Below are 24,350 nucleotides of genomic sequence, written 5' to 3'. Positions count from 1 at the left end.
GATTTGCTTCGGCAAGTCTTTCGTTTTTGCTTTCTTATTTTGCTAGCGGTATCTATTAATGAAAAAAATATTTTTATTCTGTACATTATTATCGATCCAGCAATTAATCCATGCTGCCGATAACGATACCCAACTCAGACTTAATCAGGATATTCAACAACAACAAATTCAGAAAGATCAATCTTTACAGGAACAACAACGAATAGATAGAAATGTTTTACCAAGCATGGTGATAAAAGGGGAAACAATTAAAGTTGAACAAAATGTGGAAGATGTTGGTCGGGCTTTATATATTGCCGTGATGCAAAAGCAATGGCAAGCCGCAGCAATTTATCTGGATGCCTATTTAAAACTGGAAGGTTACGATCAATCTCTGGCATTATTTGCACAAGGTGCATTGGCACGGGTTCAGGGCAAAGCGGAACAGGCTGAACAGGATTTTAGAGAGGCGCTAAAGTTACAACCACAAAACCAGATGATTAAACTGGAACTGGCACGAGTACTCACAGAAAAACAAAAAAATAGAGATGCAAAAAGATTATTCTTACAAGTTAAAGATCAATTATCTTTGTCCGATGATAAAACGGCACAAAATATTGTTAAAACCATTAATACTTATTTAAAGGGATTGGATCAACGTGATGCATGGCAAGGTTCGATTGCCTTTGGTGGACGTTATGTTACCAATCTCAATAGTTCGGCAGAGTATAATAATACGACATTTTGGTATGCAACAGATGCCGAGGGTGAATATTTGCTTGATGATGAAGGCAATAAAATTCTGGTATATACAATTAATCAAGGCAGTCCTGACCCGATCAATACAACAGGACTGGATTATGAGGCAACTTTAAGTAAACGCTGGTCACTCGCAGGCAATCATGGTATTGCATTCCGTGGCTTGGGTTATGGACAGGTCTATCCAAATGAGTCGGATTATAACGAACTTACTTTTAACTTTAATGCCGGCTATAGTTATCAGGATCAAAAAAGTCAGATTTTAATTGCACCTATATTTGAACATAAATATTATGGACGTGAAGCACTCTATAATGCTTGGGGTGGACGGGCAGAGTGGATGCACTTTATTGGCAAAGATAAAGCCTTAAAGCTGGAAACAGAAATTAAAGATTTTAACTATACTAATTATACTTCGCAAAATGGTGTGGAATATTCGGCTTTTTCTACGTTTTGGAAAATCTTACCCAAGCAATGGACTTTATTCGGTGGACTAGATTATGTCGATCATAATACCGAAGAACAATATATTGCAGCCTATCAACAAGAAGGTGTAAGGATAGGCGTTAGTAAACAGTTTCAAACTGGTTTTACTGCTACACTTTACAATTCATATCGTTGGCGACAATTTGATAAATATGCTACGGTTTTTGAAACTCGACGCCATGATTTTGAACAAAATTATAATTTAATTGTTTCTGCACCGAAATGGCAGTTTTATGGTTTAACACCAACACTAAACTATCGTTATAATCGTAATAAAAGTAATGTTGATTGGCTGTATAGTTATGATAAACATAATATTAGTTTAAAACTAGAGCATCGGTTCTAAAGATAAAGCAATAAAAAATCCGGGGAGTAAAATATCCGCCCCGGATCATTGTAATTTCAACATATTAAATAATCATCGTGCTTAACGCTGTTGATTATTTTCATTGTGTTGATCAGAATTTTTTTGGTTTTGACCATGTTGGTTTTGATTCGAATCTTTTTGATTTGAACCCGGTTGTGAGCGTTGATCATTTTGTTGTTGCTGCTGATTACGCTGCTGGTCGTTTTGCTGTTGTTGGTTACCATTTTGCTGGTTACGTTGTTGATCGTTTTGATTAGCCATGATTATTTACCTCAGATGTTATTAAATTTAATGACCTGATCTAAATCCATAGAGAATTTATCAGATGTATTTATTCAAACATAGATTTGATGATGAAAGTAAATGTATGCTGTTAGCAAATGTTTATTTGTAAAGCTAATAATTTAAAGTGTTGAATTTGAATATAGAATTTTAATTTAAAACTTACATAAATAACAAAGCATAATAATTATTGCTCTTATATATAACAATCAATAAATTATTTTTATTTGCTCAATAAAAATTAATTTAAAATATTTATCTCTTATTTTGATATATATTTCTCATATTATTAGTTGACTAAAAATAATAGTCTTTATTAAATTCTAATATTTTACTAGCTCAGATTTTTAATCTTTTCATAAGTTACAAATTTACCTATACTCAGATCATGAGAAAATACATACAGGATAGTTTCATAAGTAAATTAATTTAAAGGTATTTTTCGAAATTAGTGTATGGGGTTAATAGTGATTTGACCATAGCAAAATTTAAAATGTAAGCTATATTTATGTCACGCTGGACTTGATCCGGCATCCAGAGCAGATGAATAGTTATTAACCGTCATCGTCATGCTCGGCTTGATCGAGCATCCAGAATGAACCCGCCATCGTCATACCGGACTTGATCTGGTATCCAGAGCAAACATAACTGGAATAGAACTTTAACTACAAATAAAAAAACTGAAAACTGTGCACTGGATTCCTGCGTTCGCAGGAATGACGAATACTAATTTAATACTGAAATCTGTTTTGCTGGATACCTGAGATATTCTTCATAGGGTAGTTATATAACATCATTTTATAATTTCAGGGTATAAATCTAACCATTGCGGATTATTTTCTTCTATTAAGTGTAACTTCCAATTACGTTTCCATTTTTTTAATCTACCTTCCCGTAGAATTGCTTCTTCCATAGAGCTATGTAGTTCATAATAAACTAATAAATGTACATGATATTTCTGAGTAAATCCTTGAATAATACTATTTTTATGTTCCCATATACGTTTAACTAAATCCGAAGTTACACCAATATATAAAGTCCCATTGCGCTGACTTGCCATAATATATATTGCGGGTTGTTTTATTTGCATGCATACCAGATTAAGCAATAAATAATGAATATGTTTCTTTTTTAGGCATTAGTCAAGTGTAAATAATTAGATTTCTTATGGAAAAGTAATGTCATTCTAATGAACTTATAAAATCTGTTTTTAGCTTGTATTTTTAAGATATATCTCTCAAGGCAGGAATGACGAATATTAAGTCCTAGCCGTCATCGTCATGTTCGGCTTGACCGGGCATCCAGAGCTGGTGCAACTTAAATAGGAATTTAGATACTATTGAAAAGATGCAATTTATTTTGGATTCGATTTTGCAATACTGCTGAACTTTGCACTGGATTCCTGCGTTCGCAGGAATGACGATATTCTAATTTAATGTTGAAATTTGTTTTGCTGGATACTTTGAGAGATGTATCTCGCAAGGCAAGTATGACGAGATGATATGTAGCCCATAAACCGAATTTTGTTATATATCATCTGACTATCTGATGATAAAATTAACGACATATTTTTTGACATAATTACAATTAAAAATTGACTAAAATAGTGATTTATAATAATAATATGTTGACATTTTATTTGACAAAATTTTTGACAAAATGCCTGATCAAAGTAAAATTTGGCTAGATGACACTACTTTAAGGGTAATGACCTATAAGTCAGGTTCTTTTACGTTTCAGCTTGGGTTTGACCTACAACAGGTTAAACCTATGCTTGATCGTGTAAACGATGCACAAAATAGATTTAATAAGATGCCAAGCTTGCCCCAAATCCTAGACCAAGTACAAGAAAAGGTTTTAGCAAGCAGTATCTATAGTACAAATACCATTGAGGGTGGTCAATTTACTGAGCAAGAGACTGAAGAAATTTTACGATTAGACCCTAAAACAATACAAAAGACTGAGGAACGCCGTCTAACCAATCTAAAAGAGGCAATTGACTGGATTAAGCAATTTAGTCAAAAAAGATTACAACCTGTAGATGGACAAGATATATCTTTAACATCTGTTATTAGGTTGCATAGCTTGGTATCAAAAAATTTAGATGAGCACCATAATCCAGCTGGGCAGTTTAGAAATAATCAACCTAGCCAAAAAACGATTGTTGGGAATAGTGTACATGGTGGAACTTATCGCCCACCTAAATGTATCGAAGATATTGAATATCTGATACAAGCTTGGATAGAGTGGCTAAATAGTCCCAATATTATTAATCAGCCTGCTATTGTACGTGCTTGTCTAGCGCATTATTACTTTGAGTTGATCCATCCTTTTTGGGATGGTAATGGTCGGACAGGACGTTTAATTGAAATGCTATTGCTTGAACAATCAGGTTATAGATTTAGTTCATCAGCAATATGGGCATATTATCAAACTAATATCCATGAATATTTTGCATTGTTTAATGCATGTCGAAAGGCTACTGATAAAAAAGAACTTTTGCCTAACCAAGCTTTTATTGAGTTTGTATTAAAAGGGATGTTTGAGACAATTAATAACTTGCATGATCAAAGTAATGGCTTGATCAGCTTTTTGTTATATCAAACGGCTTTGAATGATGCCAAATTTAGTAAACGCATATCTGATAGACAGTTTAATTTGATCCAAACCATTATGCTTGTATCCGGACAAACTAAAAAGTTTTTAACCCAAGCTGATTTGTATCGGATACCACAAATTCAAGTTTTGTATACGGGTAAAACAGAACGTACTTTTTACCGTGATATTGCTAGATTGATTGAGCTTAACTTTTTAGATGACCAAGATGGTTTGATTGTTGTAGGCGACTAAATTTAGATGTAATGAACCTTACCAGCATGACACAAATGTAGCTTACATTTTGAATTTTACTATAATGCTGATTTTTTAATTCTCGCATAAGTTACAAATTTACCTACCTGAATAAAGTCTATTTGTGGGTATTGTGTTTTAAGTAAGCGCAAAGTTGCATTTAAATCCTGTTGGGTATTGATGACACCAGTAACTTTAATGTCGCTTAAACCCTCCTGATCAAAAATAATATAACTGTCATAATAAGCATTTAAGCGTGACAATAAATCTGAAAGTGGTAAGTCATTGGCTAGAATTTGGTGCTGCTGCCAGGCTATTTTTACCGATGCAGGATTGATGTGTTCAACTTTACCCAGACCTTGTTGATTGACCTGTATCTGTTCACCCATACGAATCACTTGTGATTGCTGCGTTTGTGACGGTTTTGCCTGTTGAGGAAGGTCATTATTTAGAGATACTTTAACTTCCGAATGTAACATACTTAAGGTGCTACGGGTTGGATAGCGATTAACAATAAATTGTGTACCCAGTGCCTGAAAATCAGCTTGTGCTGTCTGTACGACCAAAGGACGGGTTTTATCTTTGGCGACATCAATATAAATATCACCCTGAATTAAATGAATACGGCGTTCGCGGGTACTGTAATCGAGCTTAATTGCAGATTTTGCACTTAATGTTATTTTTGAACCATCTGGTAATGTTAAATTTCTGCTTTCTGCAATGCCGGTTCTATAGTCGGCCGTATAATATTGCAGTGGGAAATAAGCATAAAATAGATAACCAATACAGCTAATTCCCGCCAGAATAAACGTGGTTTTACCCAAAATCTCTAAAATTTTTGGTTGTTCTTTTTCGATTGCCTGAAAAGTGTGTTGTATTGTTTGGGCATTGATATGATGTTGATGCGGTAGATTCTGCATTTCTGTATTAAAGTTTTTTAATTCTTCAAAATAATCCAGATATTCTGGATGTTCAGCTTTCCATTGTTCAAATTCTTGTTGTACTTGTAAGCGTGCGACCGGATCATCACAATTTAGGCGAATAACCCATAGTGCAATGTCTCTCTGGATATTTTGTGTATTATCCATGCAGATTTAGCTCGGTATTAATTCTATCGCGTGTTTCGTAGCACAAGCTCAGACAGTCCGCAAGATACCCTTGTATGCTGCGTAAGGACATGTTCATTAATGTTGCAATTTCAGTCTGACTATAACCTTCAAAATAGTACATCACAAATGCCTGCCGTGCCTTGGCATGAGTTTGATCCAGAGCAATAGACAGAAAATCCAGAACCTGAACAACATCTTCAATGGCATTTTCCGGTAAATCTTCTTCATGGACGAGCATTTGTTGACAGAGTGAATCCAGGTAGCTCTTTTCAATGATGTAACGTCTATGCTGATCAATCAGCACATGTTTGGCGATATTGAGTAAGTATGCTCTGGGTTCTTGGATGGCTGTGATTTTTTGTTTTGCCTGTAATAGGCGCAGAAATGTATCTTGTACGATATCCGCTGCACTCATGGGGTAACTGATACGATATTTTAACCACTGTAAAAGCCAGTCATGATGTTTGAAATACATTTCGCTGATGAGATGTTGCTGTGCTTTCGATGAAGTTGAGGAGGTCATAACATTACCTGCACAGTTCAAATAGGAATGATTATCTTTTAAAAAGATAAAAATTGCAATGCATTAAAAGAGGATTGCAAATTAAAAAAGGAAGTAATAATAAATTTCACTATTTTTTTGCGTATTTTGATCATTTCATTCGTCAAATCTAATGAATACAGTTTGTTTTTTGTGATGTTCGTCGTACGCATTGAGCTTTTGTTTTTTAAGTGTGATGAAGTTGCATTTTAACTTTTTTTATTGATTGATGTACTCACTTGGGAAGGTCACATTTATTCATGTCTTATTCTGTTAATGCATCGGCAGTACGTGCATTTAAGCCATTGAAAGCAAATGGGATAGGTCGTCCTGTGATTTTTATTGCAGTATTGTGCGGTCACTTATTGGCATTATGGTTATTGGTCTATTTACATCGGCCTTATCAATTGAGTGCATCACCGCAAATCAATGCCATCAAAGTACATTTTATTTCAATGAGCAAATCCGACACCTTGGCGCAACAAAGCTCGGCAGCGCAACAAGCTGCACCTGAAAAAGCGACTGATCCACAGCCCAAGGTCGAAAATCCTGTTAAACCCGCCATTATTAAACCGGTAGAGCAGGTTAAAACGCTTACTGCGACTCAATCGGAAAAAATAGTGAGTCGCTTGCAAACCAAAAATGAAACTGTACAAAAAACAAAAGTTACAGAAAGTACTTCTTCGCCAAGTCCAACGCTGGCGATTAAGGAAAATAAAGCGAGCAATCAGAATTTAAGCAGTACAGACAATGGGCAAGGTACAGCCATACAGGGGAGCAAAACTGTATCGGTGGGCCAAGGCACTGCACAAGGTGAAGATCAACATGCAGGTGGTCGTCAGGAAGGCAATGATAAAACATTAAGCCGGGCACAAGCTGCGCCACTTGCACAGGAAGATCCGATCCAGGTTAATACGATAGATGTATTAAGTTTTCCACTGAAATATCAGGATAGAGAACTGCAAAATCAGGATCGACAAGTCATTTTAACCATTTATGTCGATAGTAAAGGTAATACCAGTAAAGTAATGATCAAGCAAAGTACAGGTATTGCCTATCTGGATCAACTGGCTGTTAAGGCTGCACAGAAAGCCAGATTTAAACCGCATAAAATCGATGGGAGAGCTGTCCCTATCTTTGTCAATTTACCGATTGATTTCCGTATGAACCAACGGGGTCGATGATGAAATGAATTTATTTTATTTGTTTTGTCACATTTTAGGTTCTAAACGGGTAATAAAGAGATAGCAGCACTTAATTTTTTAATAAGGAGTAATCAAATTCATGAATGCAACAGTAGAGGTCGGTAGTTTATCGCAACGGCTAAAAACCGAAACCAGCCACGAACATGACCGCATGGAACAGTTAATGGAAAAGGCGCAAGTCTTTGCCAATCGACATAACTATGCACAGCATACATTGGCACAATACTATTTCCAGCAGGATGTGGAAAATCTGTATCGACATGCAGACGTAGAAAAAATCATACCGGATTTAGAGGTGCGGGGACGTTCACAGGCTGCGTTACTGGATCTGGAAGACTTAGGACTTGAACCACAAAGTGAAGAGATTGCCACTTTAAATGTAGGCTATCCAGAAGCCTTGGGCTGGATCTATGTCTCAGAAGGTTCGACATTGGGTGCAGCCTTTTTATTTAAAGAAGCACAAGCCAAATTAGGCTTATCGGCAGAATTTGGTGCAAGAAATCTGGCAGCCTATCCGGAAGGTCGCATGCGGGTTTGGAAACGATTTAAACAGGCTTTAGATGATGCAAATTTTAGCAAGGAAGATCAGGACAAAGTGATTCAAGGTGCTTTGGACGGTTTTTCCCGTTTTGGGGCATTATTGGAAAATCTGGATCAATTGAAGTAAATAGGGATCATGATGCCGATGCAACCAGCCAAGCCAGATCAAAAAATTGGAAAACAACCAAAACTGGCAAAATCAGCGATCATTCGCTGGTTATGTATCATCTTGGCTTGGGCGTGTATCATCATTGGTACGATAGGGATTGTCGTGCCGGGCTTACCGACCATTGATTTTTATATACTGGCAGGTTTTTTTGCCGCCAAAGGCTCACAGCGTTTACATTTCTGGATTTATCACAATCGTTTTATCGGACCGATCTTGCAGCAGTGGCATGAACATCGCAGTATTCCAAGAAAAGCCAAATATATTTCCCTGATCAGTATGAGTATTGCAGCAGGGATCATGATCTGGAAGGTACCACATCCATTGTTTGTTGGGATCACTATTGGTTGTATGGTGCTGGTACAGGTGTGGTTGTGGACGAGATCTGAAAAAATCTGACATTTAGTTTTTTTGTGTAAAATTATAATCAATTGATTTTTAATATAAAAATATAGGGGGAAACTTGTTTTACTTAAAAGTTAAATATTATGATAATTACTTTCATTTGATACTAAAAATTATTACAATGTTTCAACATTTCCAAACTGGCATGTGTAAATGATTGAGAATGGCAGAATAAACGAGTTATTAGGTTCGAACCTTACGATAAGCGTCATTTGAACACTACATATGTTATCTGTTGATAAGTTCTTGTTTTTAAGTATGGAACATATCTCTATTATCTTGTTTTTAATGAAGGTTAATCTATGAAAGGATCATTTGCTCGAAATCGTTTTCATCCTTTAGTTATCGCTATTTCAGCAGTAAGTGCAAATGTTGCTTATGCAGAAGACACTTCAAATATTCAAACTCTGCCAGTGATTACAATTGAGGCGGAAGAGGATACATCAGTTACGGAAGGCACAGGAAGCTATACTGCTAAAAGTGCTAGTACAGCAACAAAATTGAATTTATCTTTACGTGAAACACCACAGACTGTGAAAGTTCTCACTCAAGAATACCTTGAAGATCGTAATCTGTCCTCTTTACAGGATGTTTTTAATACGATTACAGGGGTATCTACCCCTCGTACTGATGAGCGACAAAATGTTTATGCTCGAGGTTTTCAAGTTGATTATTATTTGGTTGATGGTATGCCAAGTACAACGAATATGGGATCAAATGATTTAGATTTAGGGATTTATGATCGCATTGAAATCATTAAAGGGGCTAATGGTTTAACAACTGGAGCAGGAAACCCTGCAATGGCAACGAATTTAATTCGTAAACGTGCAAATAGTAAAGAGTTTACAGGAAATCTAAATACTTCTTATGGTTCTTGGAATGCATGGTCAACTTCTGCTGACCTTTCTGCACCACTTAATCAAGATGGATCTCTACGAGGTCGTATTTATTTAAAGCACTCTGACGAAGATTCGTTTATGGATTCTTATCATAAAGAACGAAATGTTGCATATGGTACAGTAGATTGGGATATTAGTGATAAAACCAGTGCTTATTTAGGAGCGACATATCAGGAATTAAATCGATCTGGGGTACGCTGGGGTGGAATACCAGCTTTTTACACAGATGGCACACGAACCAATTTTTCTCGTAGTTTAACTGTAAGTGCACCTTGGACATATTGGAATCAAGATGACGTGATGGTTTTTGCTGGAATTAAACAGAACTTGTTTAATGATATTAAGCTAAACATAGCTTATACATGGCGACAAACTGAGATGGATACTCAGCTCTTGAATGTTGGTGGACAAATTGATAAGGCAACTAATACGAGTGCCTTCAGTAATACTTCGGTATGGAAAGCACAACAAGAAAATGTTGAAAATAATATTGATATTTATCTTAATGCACCATTCACCCTGTTTAATCAGCCGCAAGAAATTATTGTAGGCGGATCATGGAATAAAAATGAAGCGACTAAATATAAATATGGTGGTTCGTATTATGCTGGCGGTGCAGCAAGTTATTTAGAGAATCCTTTTAGTTATACAAGTGGTGTTGGCAATTTATTAAAGGAGATTCCATGGCAGCCTGGTTCTTATCTAAATCAATATCCAAGTAATACGACTCAAAGTGGTTTTTACCTTGCTGGGAAGTTTCAACTTTTAGATCATTTAAAAACTGTTGCAGGTGTTCGTCTTTCTAATTGGAAATATGAAAGTGTAACTGGAAGTGGTAATCGTGAATTTAAAAATGAAGTCACACCATATTTTGGTGTGATTTATGATGTTGCTCAAAATCATTCTCTGTATGCAAGTTATACGGATATTTTTAAGCCACAGGATAAAAGAAAGACAGATGGTAATTATTTAGATCCAATTCTGGGTAAACAGTATGAAACAGGCTTGAAAAGTCAGTGGTTTGATAATCGTTTAAATACCGCTTTCTCTATATTCAGGATTGAGCAGAGTAATTATGCTGAAAAAATTGATGGAGTTTTTGTCCAAAATTCTTCGGAACAAGCATATCGTGGTGTTGATAATGTAAAAAGTGAGGGCTTTGAATTTGAAGCAGATGGTGAAATTAATGATAACTGGAGCGTAAATTTCGGTATCGCAAATTTTGAAGCAAAATCGCAAGGCGTAAAAGTTAATACTAACAATTCAAGAACTAGTTCTAATTTGTTTGTAAAATATAAAACAGGTAAATGGAAAGCAGGTGCAGGTGTTAGTTACAAAAGTAAGTATTATAATGGTACAGGGGTAAACTATGTCGAGCAAAAGGCAGTGACACTGGCAAATGCAATGTTGGGTTATGAATTAGATCAGAATATTAGTATACAAGCTAATATCGAAAATATTTTTGACAAAAAATATTATGAGGGTGTTGGAACATCTGTGAGCTATGGCGAACCACGCAATGCAACATTAACCTTAAGATATAAGTTCTAATCAATTAAAAAATAAAAACGGCTGAATTTTCAGTCGTTTTTATAAACAAAACTATTGTTCCTGATAAGGATTTTTTAAGCCAAGTTTTGCCAAAATCTCAATTTCCAAGGCTTCCATTTCTTCGGCTTCCTGTTCGCCTAGTTCATGGTCATAACCGAGTAAATGTAATACACCGTGTACCAATAAGTGGCTGAAATGATCCATATTGGATTTATGCTGTTGTTCGGCTTCGCTTAAAACTACAGGAATACAAATGACTAAATCGCCAAGTGGTCGAGCGTCAAGCATGGGCAGAATTTCTGCGGGAATATCGCTTGGAAATGACAGCACATTGGTTGGTTTATTTTTTTGACGATAGAGCAAATTCAGTTCGTGACTGGCGGCAGTATCCACACAAGCAATACCAATTTCACAATTATCCGTGATATTGACATGGCGTAATGTGGTTTCGATGATCTTTTTTAAGTCGCTACGCTTAGGCTTAAGCAGGGGCGTATTAAACCCCTGCTGTATGGATAGACTGATTTTCACAGATTATTCTTCATCACTGTTGAGATGTTGGGCATCGGCGGCCTGATTGTGTTCATTCATCAGCGCTTCCTGTAATGCTTTACGTTCAGCACGTTTTTCGGCACTGAGGCGTTGTTGTTCATCATCAAATTCTTCGTAGGCTTCCACGATTTTTTGTACCAGTTGATGACGTACCACATCACGAGAATGGAAACGGGTAATATGAATTTCCTTGATATTTTCCAGTACTCGTAAAGTATGTGCCAATCCTGATTGATGACCACGCGGTAAATCGACCTGCGTAATATCGCCTGTGATCACCGCACGGGAACCAAAACCAAGACGGGTCAGGAACATTTTCATTTGTTCCGGTGTGGTGTTTTGTGCTTCATCGAGGATTACAAAAGAATGGTTGAGGGTACGACCACGCATATAAGCCAGCGGAGCAACTTCAATCACTTGACGTTCAATCAGTTTGGCTACTTTTTCAAAACCTAGCATTTCATACAGGGCATCGTAGAGTGGGCGCAAATAGGGATCAATTTTCTGGGTTAGATCACCCGGCAGGAAACCGAGTTTCTCTCCGGCTTCAACTGCTGGACGTACGAGCAGGATCCGCTGGATTTCATTGCGTTCTAGCATATCCACAGCAGCGGCAACTGCAAGATAGGTTTTACCTGTCCCTGCCGGACCGACACCAAAGGAAATATCACTTTGCAAAATGCGTTGCACATAACGACGCTGATTGGCGCCACGTGGATTGATGCGTCCTTTACGGGTTTGTAAATACACATCCATGGGTGCGTCATGACTTTCGGGTTCTTCACCAATCAACTCAAAATCCCGTTCAGTCTGACTACCCTGAATCATCAAATGAAGTTGATCTGCACTAATACTCTGGGTGTTTTCTGATTCTTCAAAGAGACGCTGTAAAATGGCTTCGGTGCGTTCGACCTGATCCATATCACCTTCAATAAAGAAACTGTCACCACGTTGTGTAATGGCAGTCTGTAGTCGTTGTTCGATCTGTCGCAGATGGGCGTTGTATGCGCCCAACATGCTTTTTAATTGTTCAAGAGGAATGCCCGCAAATTGTACCGTACGACGAATTGTAGCAGTCAAAGATGAATCCTTTTTAAGTGATTGGCGTATGCTTATACATTACGCCACGTCAGGCTCAATATTCAAGAGTTCACCATAAACTAAATTCAAAGTTTTAATTTCAGTGATTTCAATTTCGGCAAAACGACCAATCCACGCTGGATCACCAATAAAGCTGACCAGGCGGGTATTGTCGGCAGTTCCAATCAACATATTTGGATCGTGATCGGAAATTTTTTCAACCAGTACCCGTTCAATTTTACCTAGCATCGCATCAGTTTTGGCAATACTAGATTGTTTGATGACTTGTTGTACCTGTGCCAGACGGGCTTTTTTGATCAACTCGGGCGTATGGTCTTCCAGTTCTGCGGCCGGTGTGCCGGGACGTTTTGAATAGATAAAACTGTAGGAGTGGTCAAAATCCAGATCCTTAATAAATTGTAAGGTTTCCTGAAAGTTTTCATCGGTTTCACCGGGAAAGCCAATAATAAAGTCGCTGGATAAATGCATATCCGGACGAATTTTGCGTAAGCGGGCAATTTTATCGATATAAACATCAATGCTGTGATTACGTTTCATGGCTTTGAGCACATCATTTGAACCACTCTGAACCGGTAAATGTAGATGAGATACCATTTGTGGTAAATCACGATAACATTCGATCAACTCATCAGAAAACTCTAAAGGATGCGATGTGGTATAGCGAATACGACCAATGCCAGGAATTTCGGCAACCAGACGAATCAGTTCGGCAAAGGTACAAATCCCACCTTCAAAGGTTTCGCCACGATAACCGTTAACATTTTGGCCTAACAGGTTAACTTCACGTACACCTTTTTCTGCCAGTGTTGCGATTTCTGCTAATACATCATCCAGTGGACGAGATACTTCTTCACCACGGGTATAAGGCACCACACAAAATGAACAGTATTTTGAGCAGCCTTCCATGATGGATACAAACGCTTTATAGCCTTCAACTCGCGGTTCAGGTAGAAAATCAAATTTTTCGATGTCCGGAAAGGAAATATCAACCAGTTTGATTTTATCCTGCTTGGGTTTGTGGATTTGTTCGTGATGCTGATCCAGCATTTGTGGCAGGCGATGCAGGGTTTGCGGACCAAATACCATATCGACATATGGCGCGCGTTTTTGAATGGTATCGCCTTCTTGCGATGCCACACAACCACCGACACCGATAATTAAATCCGGATTCTGTTCCTTGAGTTTGCGCCAGCGACCCAATTCACTAAAGACTTTCTCTTGCGCCTTTTCACGAATGGAACAGGTATTCATTAAGAGGATATCGGCATCTTTGGGGTCATTGGTTAATACATAACCATGCGAATCGCCAAGTAAGTCTGCCATACGGTGACTGTCATATTCATTCATCTGACATCCCTGCGTTTCAATATACAGTTTTTTGACTGTATGTTGCGCTAAACTCGGGATGTGCGATGGCTGGTGAACAGTGTTTTCTGAGGCAGCTACAGCATTTGGAATGAAGGTTTGAACCGTCATGTAGGCTCCTAAATTTGATGCGAACTGTGTTAATTGAATAACACAATAAAAAATAAGCCGCATATTTTAACAGTTTATTGACGTAAAAGTGAGAAAATCGGGTGAAAAAACAATTTTAAAATCTAAATAATGTTTTGTGTTGTGGCGAATAGCGGCATATCTGGATTTTGATCTGATAGATTTTGTTTGAGGAAATTAGAGCGTACATAAAAATTTTAAAGACATGGTGGGATAGGAGATAGATTAGCGATCTAAATTTATTGGCATAAGTTACACAACGATACAAAAAAAACGGGGTAAGCTGTTTAAAATGCAGCTATTCATAAAGTCAGTTTTAAGCTGGCAGGTTGTTATCAAAGGTATTGAGGAATTTTGTGCATGCTGCGAGTTTGGATCAGGCTATTCAAAGAAAAGCGACTCAAAGAAAAGCGACAGCCGAATTTGAAAATACCCGCACGCTTGACGATGTTGAGTGTATTTCTGGCAGCAAGTTCCAGCAGTTTTTCCTCTGATGAAGTCTTTAATGACGCTTATAAAGTCAGTAGTAGTGGTAATGCAGCATTGCTGGACCAATACCAGTATTCAATGCAGGACAGTACTTTGCAGTATTATCCGGAATATTGGAAACTCAATGCCAATTTAGTGCTTCAACCCGCTGCAAGTATTGTCGCATTCGCAAGAAAATATCCTGATTCGGCAATGGCAGAAAAACTGGCCGCAGATTATGTTGAAGAAAAAGTAAAAGCAGGGGACTTTAACTCTGCCGTTCCCGTGTTGCCATATGTCAGTAATGCAGATGATGCAGAAGCTTGTGCTGTTGCGCAGGTCCGTGCCAGCACTGGGGATCCGTTGGCTTTGGCCGAATTTAAAGACAAAATCTGGTTAAAAACCGATGCACAGCCGGATTCCTGTATTGGTCTGGCAAGAATGATGTTAAGTAGTCCCTTGCTTTCCGATCAGGACAAACAGCAGCGTTTATTTAGTTTGTTACGGGCAGGGCAGATGGGGCAGGCATTTGCAACTGCGGCAAATATGGGAATTCCAATTTCCCTGACGCAATTAAATCAAATCCAGGCCAGCCCTTTAAATTATCTATGGACTGCCCCCAAAGCAACACCGCAAGATTATGCCTATTTGATTTTTGCCATGGGACGTTTGGCAGATAGTGATCTGAATAATGCGATTTCCATGGTAGATCGTGTCGCACAAGGGACGCCAGATCAGGTACAAAAATATTTATATCGCACGGTTGCCTATGTTGGCGGTACTACGGTTTTAAAGAATAATTTTAATCCGGCATTACCACAGTATTTTGATAAAAGTTATGGTTATCCGTTTAGTCCGGAAGAAGCAGAAATTTATGCGCGTCAATCCATTCGCTTTAACAATTGGGAAGGCTTGATCCGTGCGATTGATAGTATGTCTGTATCGCAAAAACAGGAAGATCGCTGGCAATACTGGTTGGCCCGAGCCACTGAGCAACGTAATGATTCCAGCAGCAAAAAATATGCGCAGTCGATCTATAAAAAATTAGCCGAATCTGATGATTATCATGGTTTGCTAGCAAAAACACGTCTAAATGAAGGCTATTCGCAATTCCCGAAAAATTACGAACCATCCAATCGTGATTTTGAACGTCTGGCACAGGATATTAATTTTCGTCGTGCATTTGCTTTAAAAAGTATTCAAGCGCCGGATGCCTATACCAATCGTGAATGGAACTGGGCAGTCCGGCAAGCCTATCTGAAAAAGGATGACGGCTTAATTCTGGCTGCGGCAAAACGTGCCAATGATATGGGCTGGCTGGACCGCTCAATCTATGCCGCAGACCGTACAATTGATAAACATAATTATGCGTTACGTTATCCGACACCATACAAAAACTATGTGGTCAATCATAGCCAGTCTGCCAATATTGATCCGTCATGGGCCTATGGTCTGATGCGTCAGGAAAGCCGTTTTAATACTTCGGCAAGATCCGGTGTTGGTGCGGGTGGACTCATGCAGGTGATGCCGACCACAGCACAGCAAATTGCCAGACAACTCGGTGAAAGCTATAGCAGTGCGGCTTTAACCAATATGAATACCAATGTGCGTTACGGAACTTATTATCTCGGTATGATTCAGAGCCAGTTAAACGGTCATCCAGTTCTGGCGACAGCAGGCTATAATGCTGGTCCAAATCGTGCAAAACGATGGCAGCCAGCATCGCAACCCCTTGCCGCTGATCAATACACAGAATCCATTCCAATTCTTGAAACCCGTGATTATGTCAAACATGTACTGACCAATGCCGTGCATTATGGTGTGGTACTTGGCAAAGGTCCGCAAACGATTAGTCATTTTATGTACCCAGTACCTCAACAGTTTTGATGCATAAATGAATGAAAAAGGAAATAGCGGTTCGATGAAGCAATTACTCTGGCTAATCTACACAACAAAATGGTTGTTAGCAGGTACGTTCGGGTGCTTTTTGGCAGGGACTGTCTGGGCAGCTCCGACTGGATTTGTATTGCAAATTGAATTATCGCCCGCTGTGTGTAGTATTGACAGTACTCAAAAAAGAACACGCCAATGCCTTGAGGGCTATTCCCTCACTGTATCGGGATTAATGCCTGAAGGTGTCAGTGGTAAAAGCTGTGAAACTTCTAGTGTGCCTACGCTCACCCCTGTACAAAAACGGGTGTTGATGCGGATTATGCCGGATGAAAATGCACAGGCAAGATTATGGCGGTCCGTGGGTGGTTGTGTTTCCATGAATGCCAGCCAATATTTCCGAACCATGGTAAATTTTGCTGAAAAACTAAATATGCCATCTGAGGTCACTTCTCCAACCAGTATTCGGGTTAATCGGGAATGGTTACAACAACGCTTCTCGCAGTTGAATACAGGCATGCCAACTTCGGCATTGCAGCTGGGATGTGGTAGTGCCAATCGAAATTCAACCACTTTACTCACCGATATCCGGGTATGCTATCAAACCAATGGACGCTATAAAACCTGCCATGTAGAGCGTGTATCAAGCTGTCCAAGTCAATTTGTCATTCAGGGTTCATATTAGTGTGTTGATCTTGATCGAAAGTCCTGCATTCGACTTTTGTTGAAAATCATTGTCTTTTAGATGCAACTCTGGTGTGAATAGAGTACAATCTTGTCCGTTTATATAATTCAGATTAAGAACTAAAAACACTTCTTAATCCGTGTGGACGAACCTCTCAATTGGAGAAATTACATGTCAAAGCAACCCGTTCGTGTTGCCGTTACAGGCGCTGCTGGTCAAATTGGTTATAGCTTGTTGTTCCGTATTGCAAGCGGTGAAATGTTAGGTAAAGATCAACCTGTTATTTTACAGTTGCTTGAGATCCCGGTTGAGAAAGCTCAACAAGCGCTTAAAGGCGTAATGATGGAACTTGATGACTGTGCATTCCCATTATTGGCAGGCATGATCGGTACTGATGACCCTAAAGTTGCATTCAAAGATGCAGACTATGCATTATTGGTCGGTTCTCGTCCACGTGGTCCAGGTATGGAACGTGCTGACTTGTTGAAAGTTAATGGTGAGATTTTCATCGGACAAGGTAAAGCATTAAACGAAGTTGCTAGTCGTGATGTGAAAGTACTGGTTGTTGGTAACCCTGCCAATACCAATGCATACATTGCAATGAAATCTGCACCGGATCTTCCTGCGAAAAACTTCACTGCAATGTTACGTCTTGATCACAACCGTGCCTTGACTCAAATCGCTCAAAAAGCGGGTGTTGCAGTTGCTGACATTGAAAAATTAACTGTTTGGGGTAACCACTCTCCAACAATGTATGCAGATTACCGTTTTGCAACAGCAAATGGTGAAAGCTTAAAAGACAAAATCAACGATGCTGAATGGAACAAAAATGTATTCCTGCCAACCGTTGGTAAACGTGGTGCTGCGATTATCGAAGCACGTGGCTTATCTTCTGCTGCATCTGCTGCGAATGCTGCAATCGACCATATGCGTGATTGGGCGTTGGGCACCAATGGAAAATGGGTAACAATGGGTGTTCCATCTGACGGTTCTTATGGTATTCCAGAAGGCATCATCTATGGTGTACCTGTTACCACTGAAAATGGCGAATATACACGTGTTGAAGGTCTTGAAATTGACGAATTCAGCCGTGAACGTATGAATGCTACACTTCAAGAACTTGAAGATGAACGTGCAGCAATTGCTGATATGTTAAAATAATCTTTGTATTAAGATGATAAAGAAGCATCCCGTTTTGGGGTGCTTTTTTTATGGCAATAACAGGATAAAAATTAACAAGATAAAACAATAAATCATCATGCCCAAAAGCAGAATGTTTTAAACTAAAATCATCAATAACCAAGAGAGACAACGAGGTCAAAAATGTTAGGGGATATCGAACCTACTTTCGAATTATTATTTGAACAACTAGGGCTGGCTTCCGATACAGCATCGATTGATCAATTTATTAAAACCCATCAGATTGCGGCTGATGTTCGTCTAGTCGATGCGCCATTCTGGAATCAGGGACAACGCGATTTTCTCTCACAACAACTCAATCGTGACAGTCAATGGGCACTCATTGTTGATGGCTTAAATGAGCAACTTCATCAGGATAGTCAACCAGAATAATCTGATTAAATTCAGATTCCGGATTCATATCAGTGTATTTTGTGTTTGATCAGTTGTTTGAACCAGTCCTTATTGCGTAGTTCAATAAAGGCTGGATGAGTATGTAGCAACTCAGCATCAAAATCTGCTGTTGCTGCATATTTCTTAAGCCAGTGCTGAGCTAGCGAAAATTCTTTTTTTGAGGCAGAAGCATACGCCAGTAAAAAATAAATTTCGGCATCGGCATGATGTGCCAATGGTTTTAGAATTTGTTGGGTAATCAGCGCCAGATGATGTTCTTTATTGATTTCAAAATACATCATATAGGCTTTCGCTAGAAGCAAAGATAAATCCAGATAGAGACGCAAAGGGATTTCATCATATTCAATTCTGGCTTGTTCCAGTAAAACAATGGCTTCTTGTATAAAATGCAATTGTTCCTGACGAACATGACTCAGGCAAACCAATTGTAAGCGTAAATCCGCCCGCTCCAGCGCCAGTTCAGGTGTGTTCTCTTGTAAGAATAATTGATCGGTTTCCCCAACACGTTGAATAAGTTGTTTTGCTGTCGTCATATGTTAATCCCCAGTGGTTCAAGTTTATATGAGGTCATGACAATCCAATTTAAAGGCAGGCTTCTTTTCGCGTTGATAAAAAGTTCGTTGTCATCGCAGTTTTCCCTGATCCAACGATTCTTTTAGATGATATGCGGTCTATGTTTATTCAGGGTCGGGTTAAACAAAAAAACCTTCGTAAGGATGGCCTGCAATTCTAACCTGTACTTCCAGACGACCCGGTTGTACACGTAAATCACTAATCTCAAACTGTTCAGCCAATTGCCTTACTAGTGCTTTACTTTCTCTTAAAATGTTCAATCCGGGTAAAATACTAAAATCAGTCAGACTAATGAGCTTGTCGACCATCCAGTTGGGATTATTAATAAAGTCAATAAATCCAGCCTTTTGTAGATCAATATACCAATGACGATGTTTTTCCTGAACAATACCGGGAATGTCCCTTATTAAATGATTGATCAGCGTGACTAGCGGTAAATGATTGATGATTTCAAACCCGATATTTCCGACACGACGCGTTGCCCAGTTGGTAACGGAACCTGAATGTCTTAATTGCAAATCAAGTTTTTCATCATTTTGTAGTAAGCGTAAATACTTTTTTTGTCCGATCCGACATTCCAATACATGAAAGTCCAGAGTCAGGCGGTACAAAAATTTGCGGTAATGTCCGTCAATTTCAATTTGAAAACGATTATTTCCACATTGTACAGTGATGTGATCAATATCATCGGGATTGATGCGTTTACGAATTTGATTGTTTAATAACAGTTCGGGTAGATAGAGCGTAATCGGGGTTTTGTCGAGAAAAGTTTTGGCCATATGTAAGGCCACATCACGTGCAACTTCACTGGTTTCCGAGACCATTCCTCGTACCGTCTGTGCAGAATATTGTCCAATCTCATTAACACTGCGTTTGGTTTTACTGCTGACTTGATCAAAGCGTTCTTTGGTAAAATCGGTGGCTTGACCAATCAACTGGCGCACATCACCTGTGGTGTCTGTGGCAAAATCAATTGCGCCTTTGGCATGTTGCAGTGTTTTATCTACGGTTCTGTTGAGAATGCGTCTGGACAGCGCAGTCAATTCGGATAAGTCCAAATCGCTGTTTGAAGGAAGGTGGTCGGTTACTTCAGGTTTTTGTGCTTTACTCATACAATGTTCCTGGGGATTATTCTTATTGCCACTGTAACGGATAAAAGGGATTGTTTTTTTGACAGGAAAGAACGGTTTTATCCACTTACATCCTTTCTTTCCAGTTCATAATATCGCAATAAAGGCTGCTATTATGCTGCTTTATATCTTGCTTAATATTTTGCCAAAGATCAATTCAAAATCGGATTGTTATTGCGTAACCATGCGGTAATAGATAAACGTTGTTGTTTGGCAAGCAATACTTCATGTAGTAAATCACTTTGAAATAATGCAATACGATTGGTTTTTGGTGCAATAATGTGCCAATTGCCATGTTTATCCTGTAAACGTAATTCCCCACCCCAGTCATCTTGCCAGTCGGGATGCAGATAAAACACCACAGAAATCACTCGATCATTTTTTTGCTGTGGATTGTCACGATGCAGGGCATAAAATTCACCAGCATTGTAACAGGCAAAGTGTGCTTCCACATCTTTGATGCCCAAGAAGAAAGCACGATTTAATTGCTGGGAAAATTGTTCTAAAGTCAGAATGTGTTGATGAGCAATCGGTAACTGATCATTGATCCATAAAATATGATCGCTACGAATTTTGCTTACCACACCATTTTGAATGGCAGCATCCCGAAAGCGCTGGAGATTTTCGATACACTCGCCAGCGACGGCATGTAGATAATCCAACGGATAAGCATCATCAATTAAAGCAAAACCATATAGATTTAAATCATCTAAAATATCATCAATATTCCATGAGTTTAAGACAGAAAGCTGCTGCATGAGCGATCACTTCATCGAAAGTAAATAAACTCGGCTAGTTTAGTTGAATAGAAGCATAAAAAAGAACTTTTTTTTCATGCTAAAATGATATTTGAATTAAGGAATCCCAGATACAATGAATTATCGTCACCATTTCCATGCAGGCAATTTTGCTGATGTCATGAAGCATGTATTGTTGCTGCAACTGTTAAACCGTTTAAATGCCAAAGATAAGCCTTATCGCTATATTGATACGCATGGGGGTGCAGGTAAATACAATCTATCCGAAGCACCGGCACAAAAATCAGGTGAATTTCTCACAGGGATTCATCGTCTGGCGCAACTTGATCAAGCACAGAAAAAAAATGCCCCTGAAGCGATTCAGCAATATTTAACCTTGGTTGATGCTTTAAGAGAACAAGAGGGGAAGGGAATTTATCCCGGTTCACCATGGTTTGCCTTACAGGCTATGCGTGAAATAGATAAAGCCACGATTTTCGAAATGCAGCCTGATGTATTCCAGCAATTACGTCATCATATTCGTGATCGACGGGTTGGATTGCATGAACGCGATGCCTATGAAGGATTGTTGGCAGTCATTCCACCCAAAGAAAAGCGTGGTGTGGTGATGATTGATCCACCTTATGAAGTTGAACGTAAAGATTTTCCTCAACTGGTAGAATTATTACAAAATGCCTATAAAAAATGGGCAACTGGCGTTTTTGTGGTTTGGTATCCGATTAAAGACCGAGCCATGATTGAACGTTTTGAAAAGAAAATGATGAAAACAGGTATTCGCCGCCAATTAATTTGTGAAATTTGTGTTTGGCCTGATGATACACCCGTAGGTTTAAATGGTTGTGGACTTCTTGTGATTAATCCACCTTGGCAGTTTGCAGAACAAGCTGATGAAATACTACAATGGTTGCTACCACATTTAAAAATGACAGAAGCAGGTGCGAGTGCAACCGTGCGCTGGTTAGTTGGCGAGTAACTATAAATCAAGAAGGTACACATGCAAAATCAAAGCAATAAAGATCATGAAGACGACTTTGATGGAATCACGTTTGAAGTGGTAGAAGAAGAACACACCGAAACTGGCAAGGTTCGTCATCGAGGCATTTACCTCTGGCCAAATTTAATTACCACAGCAGCATTACTTTGTGGTTTTTACTCGATTATTGCCAGTATGAGTGGACAATTTCAGCAAGCAGTCTATGCCATTATTCTGGCGGCTTTGTTTGATGGACTAGATGGTCGCGTAGCACGTGCTATTGGTGCACAAAGTGCGTTTGGTGAACAGTACGATTCATTATCCGATTTGCTGGCTTTTGGCGTGGCACCTGCGATTCTGATGTATAGCTGGAGCACCCATGATTTGGGTCGTATTGGACTTGCCTGTTGTTTTATCTATACAGCTTGTGCTGCATTTCGATTAGCACGATTTAATGTGCAGATTGGCATTGTAGATAAACGCTACTTTATTGGTGTCGCCAGTCCATTGGCAGCAATCATTGTGATCTGTTCGGTTTGGGTACAAAAAGATTTTGCAGCTATCATTGATTTTAATCAACTGTGGATACAGGCTGTAAATGCTGCAACGATGGTCATCGTGGGCTTACTGATGATCTCCAACTTGAAGTATTATTCATTTAAAGTTATGGACCGTAAACGTGTGCCATTTGTGATCATGTTGCCGGTTGTCTTGATCTTTGCTGCCATTACTTACAACATTCCTGTTGGGATTTTAATTGTATCAGTGATTTATGCTTTTTCAGGTATCGTGACCACAATCATGAGCCGTAAGACTGCCTAGATTGATTGAGATAATGATGTATTTTAAGGCTAAGATCATAAATCTTAGCCTTTTTTATTGCCTATTCATGATAAAGATCAGGGTAAGCGGGTTGCCACCAGATAAATCACATGACTTTTAAAACTGCCATCGGGTTGAATCGCAAAATATTGTTTTACATTATCTGCTACATGCTGCTGTAAGAAATGTAGTGTTTGAATCTGTTCCGGTGCTGTATCCATCCGTTTCACCCAAGCCTGAAAATCTAGTTCCAGTTTTTGCTGTTCGATTCGAGTAATATCAAAATTCGTATATTCACATAAATGCGTCCATTCACTTAAACTATAATCTCGCACATGGCTAGGGTCCCGAATAAGTTCAATACTTTGTAAAAAAGTATCAAACATGGGAATATCCGAACCTAAAATATCAACCAGAATCAATTTTCCATTTGGTTTTAAAACCCGATGAACTTCTTGCAAAGCCTGTCCGACATGTTGCCAGTGATGCGCAGAATAGCGGCTAACCACCAGATCAAAGTAATGATCAGCAAAAGGTAAATGTTCAGCAACACCTTGTTGCACTGAAATATTGAATAAATTTCTATCCCGAGCAGTTTGTTTTACCGTATCAAGCATTTCAGATGATAAATCATAAGCAACAACGGTATTAACATAAGGTGCAAGCTGATAACTGACATGACCACCACCGCAGCCCAAGTCCAGAATATCTATTTTACTTTCGGCAAAACCGGAAATTTCCTCCACAATTTTTTGAAATTCGATTCCTTGCGCATGAACTGAACTTTCCAAATAGTGTTGAGATTTATTGGCATATTGATTTTGACTGACATCGTGTTGTGTTTTCATACTGTTTCTCCAAAAAAAATCAGCATAGGGAAGGAAATAGCAAAATAAAAATGATTAATTTTTTGTAAATACATAAAAAATGGTAATAATTGAGTGAAAATGTTGATAAAGTGACCATTTGGATGGGAAATCTAAAAAAAGTTAAGGAAAGGGGTTGCGTTGGTAGGGGAATACTGTAGAATGCACATCCATCGGCGGTGATGCAGATTAAAACTTGTTGAAAAACAGGGTGTTAGTTGGAACTTAAGGGTTTTTATTAATATTTGGTTTGAAGGAATAAGTTTAGAAATAATCGAAATTACTAGTTGACTTTAAAGAGATTTA

23 protein-coding genes are annotated in these 24,350 nt (G+C 38.7%); 12 read left to right on the top strand and 11 right to left on the bottom strand.

Annotated elements, in window-relative coordinates; genetic code table 11:
- The first annotated feature begins 58 nt into the window (after positions 1 to 58).
- Positions 59 to 1,570, top strand: a complete 1,512-nt coding sequence (locus CAP51_RS11245) for a surface lipoprotein assembly modifier (RefSeq protein WP_087620865.1) — start codon at positions 59 to 61, stop codon at positions 1,568 to 1,570.
- Between the two features lie 81 nt (positions 1,571 to 1,651).
- On the opposite strand, the gene CAP51_RS11240 is transcribed toward CAP51_RS11245, so the two are convergent.
- Both CAP51_RS11240 and CAP51_RS11235 read right to left on the bottom strand, forming a co-directional pair.
- Positions 1,652 to 1,852 carry a hypothetical protein gene (locus tag CAP51_RS11240; protein WP_087620864.1) on the bottom strand — a complete coding sequence of 67 codons (201 nt, stop codon included), beginning with the start codon at positions 1,850 to 1,852 and terminating at the stop codon, positions 1,652 to 1,654.
- An 814-nt stretch (positions 1,853 to 2,666) separates the two neighbouring features.
- Positions 2,667 to 2,933 (bottom strand): GIY-YIG nuclease family protein, encoded by a 267-nt coding sequence (locus CAP51_RS11235; protein WP_245809142.1) that lies wholly within the window; start codon positions 2,931 to 2,933, stop codon positions 2,667 to 2,669.
- A gap of 599 nt (positions 2,934 to 3,532) precedes the next feature.
- Between CAP51_RS11235 and CAP51_RS11230 the strand changes: the two genes are divergently transcribed.
- Positions 3,533 to 4,723, top strand: coding sequence for a Fic family protein (locus CAP51_RS11230; protein ID WP_087620862.1), 1,191 nt, complete (start codon positions 3,533 to 3,535; stop codon positions 4,721 to 4,723).
- A 59-nt stretch (positions 4,724 to 4,782) separates the two neighbouring features.
- Here CAP51_RS11230 and CAP51_RS11225 read toward each other — a convergent pair whose 3' ends face one another.
- Entirely contained in the window at positions 4,783 to 5,811 is a 1,029-nt protein-coding gene (locus CAP51_RS11225) for a FecR family protein (RefSeq protein ID WP_087620861.1), read from the bottom strand.
- Positions 5,804 to 6,355 carry a sigma-70 family RNA polymerase sigma factor gene (locus tag CAP51_RS11220; protein ID WP_087620860.1) on the bottom strand — a complete coding sequence of 184 codons (552 nt, stop codon included), beginning with the start codon at positions 6,353 to 6,355 and terminating at the stop codon, positions 5,804 to 5,806. Before CAP51_RS11220 ends, CAP51_RS11225 begins: the two co-directional genes overlap by 8 nt.
- Before the next feature lie 278 nt (positions 6,356 to 6,633).
- On the opposite strand from CAP51_RS11220, the gene CAP51_RS11215 reads away from it, so the two are divergent.
- From CAP51_RS11215 to CAP51_RS11200, 4 genes are all read left to right on the top strand, one after another.
- Positions 6,634 to 7,557, top strand: coding sequence for an energy transducer TonB family protein (locus CAP51_RS11215; RefSeq protein ID WP_087620859.1), 924 nt, complete (start codon positions 6,634 to 6,636; stop codon positions 7,555 to 7,557).
- A gap of 100 nt (positions 7,558 to 7,657) precedes the next feature.
- Complete coding sequence (locus CAP51_RS11210; RefSeq protein WP_087620858.1) at positions 7,658 to 8,245, top strand: biliverdin-producing heme oxygenase; 588 nt, start codon at positions 7,658 to 7,660, stop codon at positions 8,243 to 8,245.
- 9 nt (positions 8,246 to 8,254) lie between these two features.
- Positions 8,255 to 8,683, top strand: coding sequence for a YbaN family protein (locus CAP51_RS11205; protein ID WP_087620857.1), 429 nt, complete (start codon positions 8,255 to 8,257; stop codon positions 8,681 to 8,683).
- A gap of 308 nt (positions 8,684 to 8,991) precedes the next feature.
- Positions 8,992 to 11,139 carry a TonB-dependent siderophore receptor gene (locus CAP51_RS11200; protein ID WP_087620856.1) on the top strand — a complete coding sequence of 716 codons (2,148 nt, stop codon included), beginning with the start codon at positions 8,992 to 8,994 and terminating at the stop codon, positions 11,137 to 11,139.
- A 51-nt stretch (positions 11,140 to 11,190) separates the two neighbouring features.
- On the opposite strand, the gene ybeY is transcribed toward CAP51_RS11200, so the two are convergent.
- The 3 genes from ybeY to miaB are packed head-to-tail and all read right to left on the bottom strand — an operon-like array spanning position 11,191 to position 14,268.
- On the bottom strand, positions 11,191 to 11,670 hold the full coding sequence (ybeY, locus tag CAP51_RS11195) for an rRNA maturation RNase YbeY (protein ID WP_087620855.1): 480 nt from the start codon (positions 11,668 to 11,670) through the stop codon (positions 11,191 to 11,193).
- A 3-nt stretch (positions 11,671 to 11,673) separates the two neighbouring features.
- Positions 11,674 to 12,771, bottom strand: coding sequence for a PhoH family protein (locus CAP51_RS11190; protein ID WP_087620854.1), 1,098 nt, complete (start codon positions 12,769 to 12,771; stop codon positions 11,674 to 11,676).
- A gap of 39 nt (positions 12,772 to 12,810) precedes the next feature.
- A complete protein-coding gene (gene miaB, locus CAP51_RS11185; protein WP_087620853.1) occupies positions 12,811 to 14,268 on the bottom strand; it encodes a tRNA (N6-isopentenyl adenosine(37)-C2)-methylthiotransferase MiaB in 1,458 nt (485 codons plus the stop codon).
- 465 nt (positions 14,269 to 14,733) lie between these two features.
- Between miaB and CAP51_RS11180 the strand changes: the two genes are divergently transcribed.
- The 4 genes from CAP51_RS11180 to CAP51_RS11165 all read left to right on the top strand — a co-directional run bounded on the left by CAP51_RS11180 (position 14,734) and on the right by CAP51_RS11165 (position 18,901).
- Complete coding sequence (locus tag CAP51_RS11180; RefSeq protein WP_087621141.1) at positions 14,734 to 16,641, top strand: lytic transglycosylase domain-containing protein; 1,908 nt, start codon at positions 14,734 to 14,736, stop codon at positions 16,639 to 16,641.
- A gap of 7 nt (positions 16,642 to 16,648) precedes the next feature.
- The gene (locus tag CAP51_RS11175) at positions 16,649 to 17,329 is read left to right on the top strand and encodes a ribonuclease T2 family protein (RefSeq protein ID WP_245809140.1); all 681 of its coding nucleotides are present in this window, start codon (positions 16,649 to 16,651) and stop codon (positions 17,327 to 17,329) included.
- A 171-nt stretch (positions 17,330 to 17,500) separates the two neighbouring features.
- Complete coding sequence (locus tag CAP51_RS11170) at positions 17,501 to 18,490, top strand: malate dehydrogenase (RefSeq protein WP_087620852.1); 990 nt, start codon at positions 17,501 to 17,503, stop codon at positions 18,488 to 18,490.
- A gap of 162 nt (positions 18,491 to 18,652) precedes the next feature.
- Entirely contained in the window at positions 18,653 to 18,901 is a 249-nt protein-coding gene (locus CAP51_RS11165) for a DUF2789 family protein (RefSeq protein ID WP_087620851.1), read from the top strand.
- Between the two features lie 29 nt (positions 18,902 to 18,930).
- Here CAP51_RS11165 and CAP51_RS11160 read toward each other — a convergent pair whose 3' ends face one another.
- From CAP51_RS11160 to CAP51_RS11150, 3 genes are all read right to left on the bottom strand, one after another.
- On the bottom strand, positions 18,931 to 19,455 hold the full coding sequence (locus CAP51_RS11160; protein ID WP_087620850.1) for a hypothetical protein: 525 nt from the start codon (positions 19,453 to 19,455) through the stop codon (positions 18,931 to 18,933).
- A 159-nt stretch (positions 19,456 to 19,614) separates the two neighbouring features.
- Positions 19,615 to 20,607, bottom strand: coding sequence for a hypothetical protein (locus tag CAP51_RS11155; RefSeq protein ID WP_087620849.1), 993 nt, complete (start codon positions 20,605 to 20,607; stop codon positions 19,615 to 19,617).
- 170 nt (positions 20,608 to 20,777) lie between these two features.
- On the bottom strand, positions 20,778 to 21,383 hold the full coding sequence (locus CAP51_RS11150) for a 2OG-Fe(II) oxygenase (protein WP_087620848.1): 606 nt from the start codon (positions 21,381 to 21,383) through the stop codon (positions 20,778 to 20,780).
- A gap of 115 nt (positions 21,384 to 21,498) precedes the next feature.
- On the opposite strand from CAP51_RS11150, the gene CAP51_RS11145 reads away from it, so the two are divergent.
- The gene (locus CAP51_RS11145) at positions 21,499 to 22,356 is read left to right on the top strand and encodes a 23S rRNA (adenine(2030)-N(6))-methyltransferase RlmJ (RefSeq protein ID WP_087620847.1); all 858 of its coding nucleotides are present in this window, start codon (positions 21,499 to 21,501) and stop codon (positions 22,354 to 22,356) included.
- Between the two features lie 21 nt (positions 22,357 to 22,377).
- A complete protein-coding gene (gene pssA, locus CAP51_RS11140; RefSeq protein WP_087620846.1) occupies positions 22,378 to 23,178 on the top strand; it encodes a CDP-diacylglycerol--serine O-phosphatidyltransferase in 801 nt (266 codons plus the stop codon).
- Positions 23,179 to 23,255: 77 nt separating this feature from the next.
- Here pssA and CAP51_RS11135 read toward each other — a convergent pair whose 3' ends face one another.
- Entirely contained in the window at positions 23,256 to 24,026 is a 771-nt protein-coding gene (locus tag CAP51_RS11135) for a class I SAM-dependent methyltransferase (RefSeq protein WP_087620845.1), read from the bottom strand.
- Between the last annotated feature and the right edge of the window lie 324 nt (positions 24,027 to 24,350).

The organism is Acinetobacter populi, assembly GCF_002174125.1.
GTDB lineage: Bacteria > Pseudomonadota > Gammaproteobacteria > Pseudomonadales > Moraxellaceae > Acinetobacter > Acinetobacter populi.
The sequence above is the reverse complement of the archived record's forward strand: the minus strand, read 5'-3'. Positions and strand labels throughout refer to the sequence as shown.

Excerpts from the sequence above, each read along its gene's own strand:
- CAP51_RS11215 (WP_087620859.1), top strand. The coding sequence starts at position 6,634 with ATGTCTTATTCTGTTAATGCATCGGCAGTACGTGCATTTAAGCCATTG.
- CAP51_RS11245 (WP_087620865.1), top strand. The coding sequence starts at position 59 with ATGAAAAAAATATTTTTATTCTGTACATTATTATCGATCCAGCAATTA.
- CAP51_RS11150 (WP_087620848.1), bottom strand. The coding sequence starts at position 21,383 with ATGCAGCAGCTTTCTGTCTTAAACTCATGGAATATTGATGATATTTTA.
- CAP51_RS11145 (WP_087620847.1), top strand. The coding sequence starts at position 21,499 with ATGAATTATCGTCACCATTTCCATGCAGGCAATTTTGCTGATGTCATG.
- CAP51_RS11230 (WP_087620862.1), top strand. The coding sequence starts at position 3,533 with ATGCCTGATCAAAGTAAAATTTGGCTAGATGACACTACTTTAAGGGTA.
- CAP51_RS11135 (WP_087620845.1), bottom strand. The coding sequence starts at position 24,026 with ATGAAAACACAACACGATGTCAGTCAAAATCAATATGCCAATAAATCT.
- CAP51_RS11200 (WP_087620856.1), top strand. The coding sequence starts at position 8,992 with ATGAAAGGATCATTTGCTCGAAATCGTTTTCATCCTTTAGTTATCGCT.
- pssA (WP_087620846.1), top strand. The coding sequence starts at position 22,378 with ATGCAAAATCAAAGCAATAAAGATCATGAAGACGACTTTGATGGAATC.
- CAP51_RS11155 (WP_087620849.1), bottom strand. The coding sequence starts at position 20,607 with ATGAGTAAAGCACAAAAACCTGAAGTAACCGACCACCTTCCTTCAAAC.
- CAP51_RS11170 (WP_087620852.1), top strand. The coding sequence starts at position 17,501 with ATGTCAAAGCAACCCGTTCGTGTTGCCGTTACAGGCGCTGCTGGTCAA.
- CAP51_RS11210 (WP_087620858.1), top strand. The coding sequence starts at position 7,658 with ATGAATGCAACAGTAGAGGTCGGTAGTTTATCGCAACGGCTAAAAACC.
- CAP51_RS11160 (WP_087620850.1), bottom strand. The coding sequence starts at position 19,455 with ATGACGACAGCAAAACAACTTATTCAACGTGTTGGGGAAACCGATCAA.
- CAP51_RS11220 (WP_087620860.1), bottom strand. The coding sequence starts at position 6,355 with ATGACCTCCTCAACTTCATCGAAAGCACAGCAACATCTCATCAGCGAA.
- CAP51_RS11175 (WP_245809140.1), top strand. The coding sequence starts at position 16,649 with ATGAATGAAAAAGGAAATAGCGGTTCGATGAAGCAATTACTCTGGCTA.
- CAP51_RS11180 (WP_087621141.1), top strand. The coding sequence starts at position 14,734 with ATGTTGAGTGTATTTCTGGCAGCAAGTTCCAGCAGTTTTTCCTCTGAT.
- CAP51_RS11205 (WP_087620857.1), top strand. The coding sequence starts at position 8,255 with ATGATGCCGATGCAACCAGCCAAGCCAGATCAAAAAATTGGAAAACAA.
- CAP51_RS11240 (WP_087620864.1), bottom strand. The coding sequence starts at position 1,852 with ATGGCTAATCAAAACGATCAACAACGTAACCAGCAAAATGGTAACCAA.
- CAP51_RS11165 (WP_087620851.1), top strand. The coding sequence starts at position 18,653 with ATGTTAGGGGATATCGAACCTACTTTCGAATTATTATTTGAACAACTA.
- CAP51_RS11225 (WP_087620861.1), bottom strand. The coding sequence starts at position 5,811 with ATGGATAATACACAAAATATCCAGAGAGACATTGCACTATGGGTTATT.
- miaB (WP_087620853.1), bottom strand. The coding sequence starts at position 14,268 with ATGACGGTTCAAACCTTCATTCCAAATGCTGTAGCTGCCTCAGAAAAC.
- CAP51_RS11235 (WP_245809142.1), bottom strand. The coding sequence starts at position 2,933 with ATGGCAAGTCAGCGCAATGGGACTTTATATATTGGTGTAACTTCGGAT.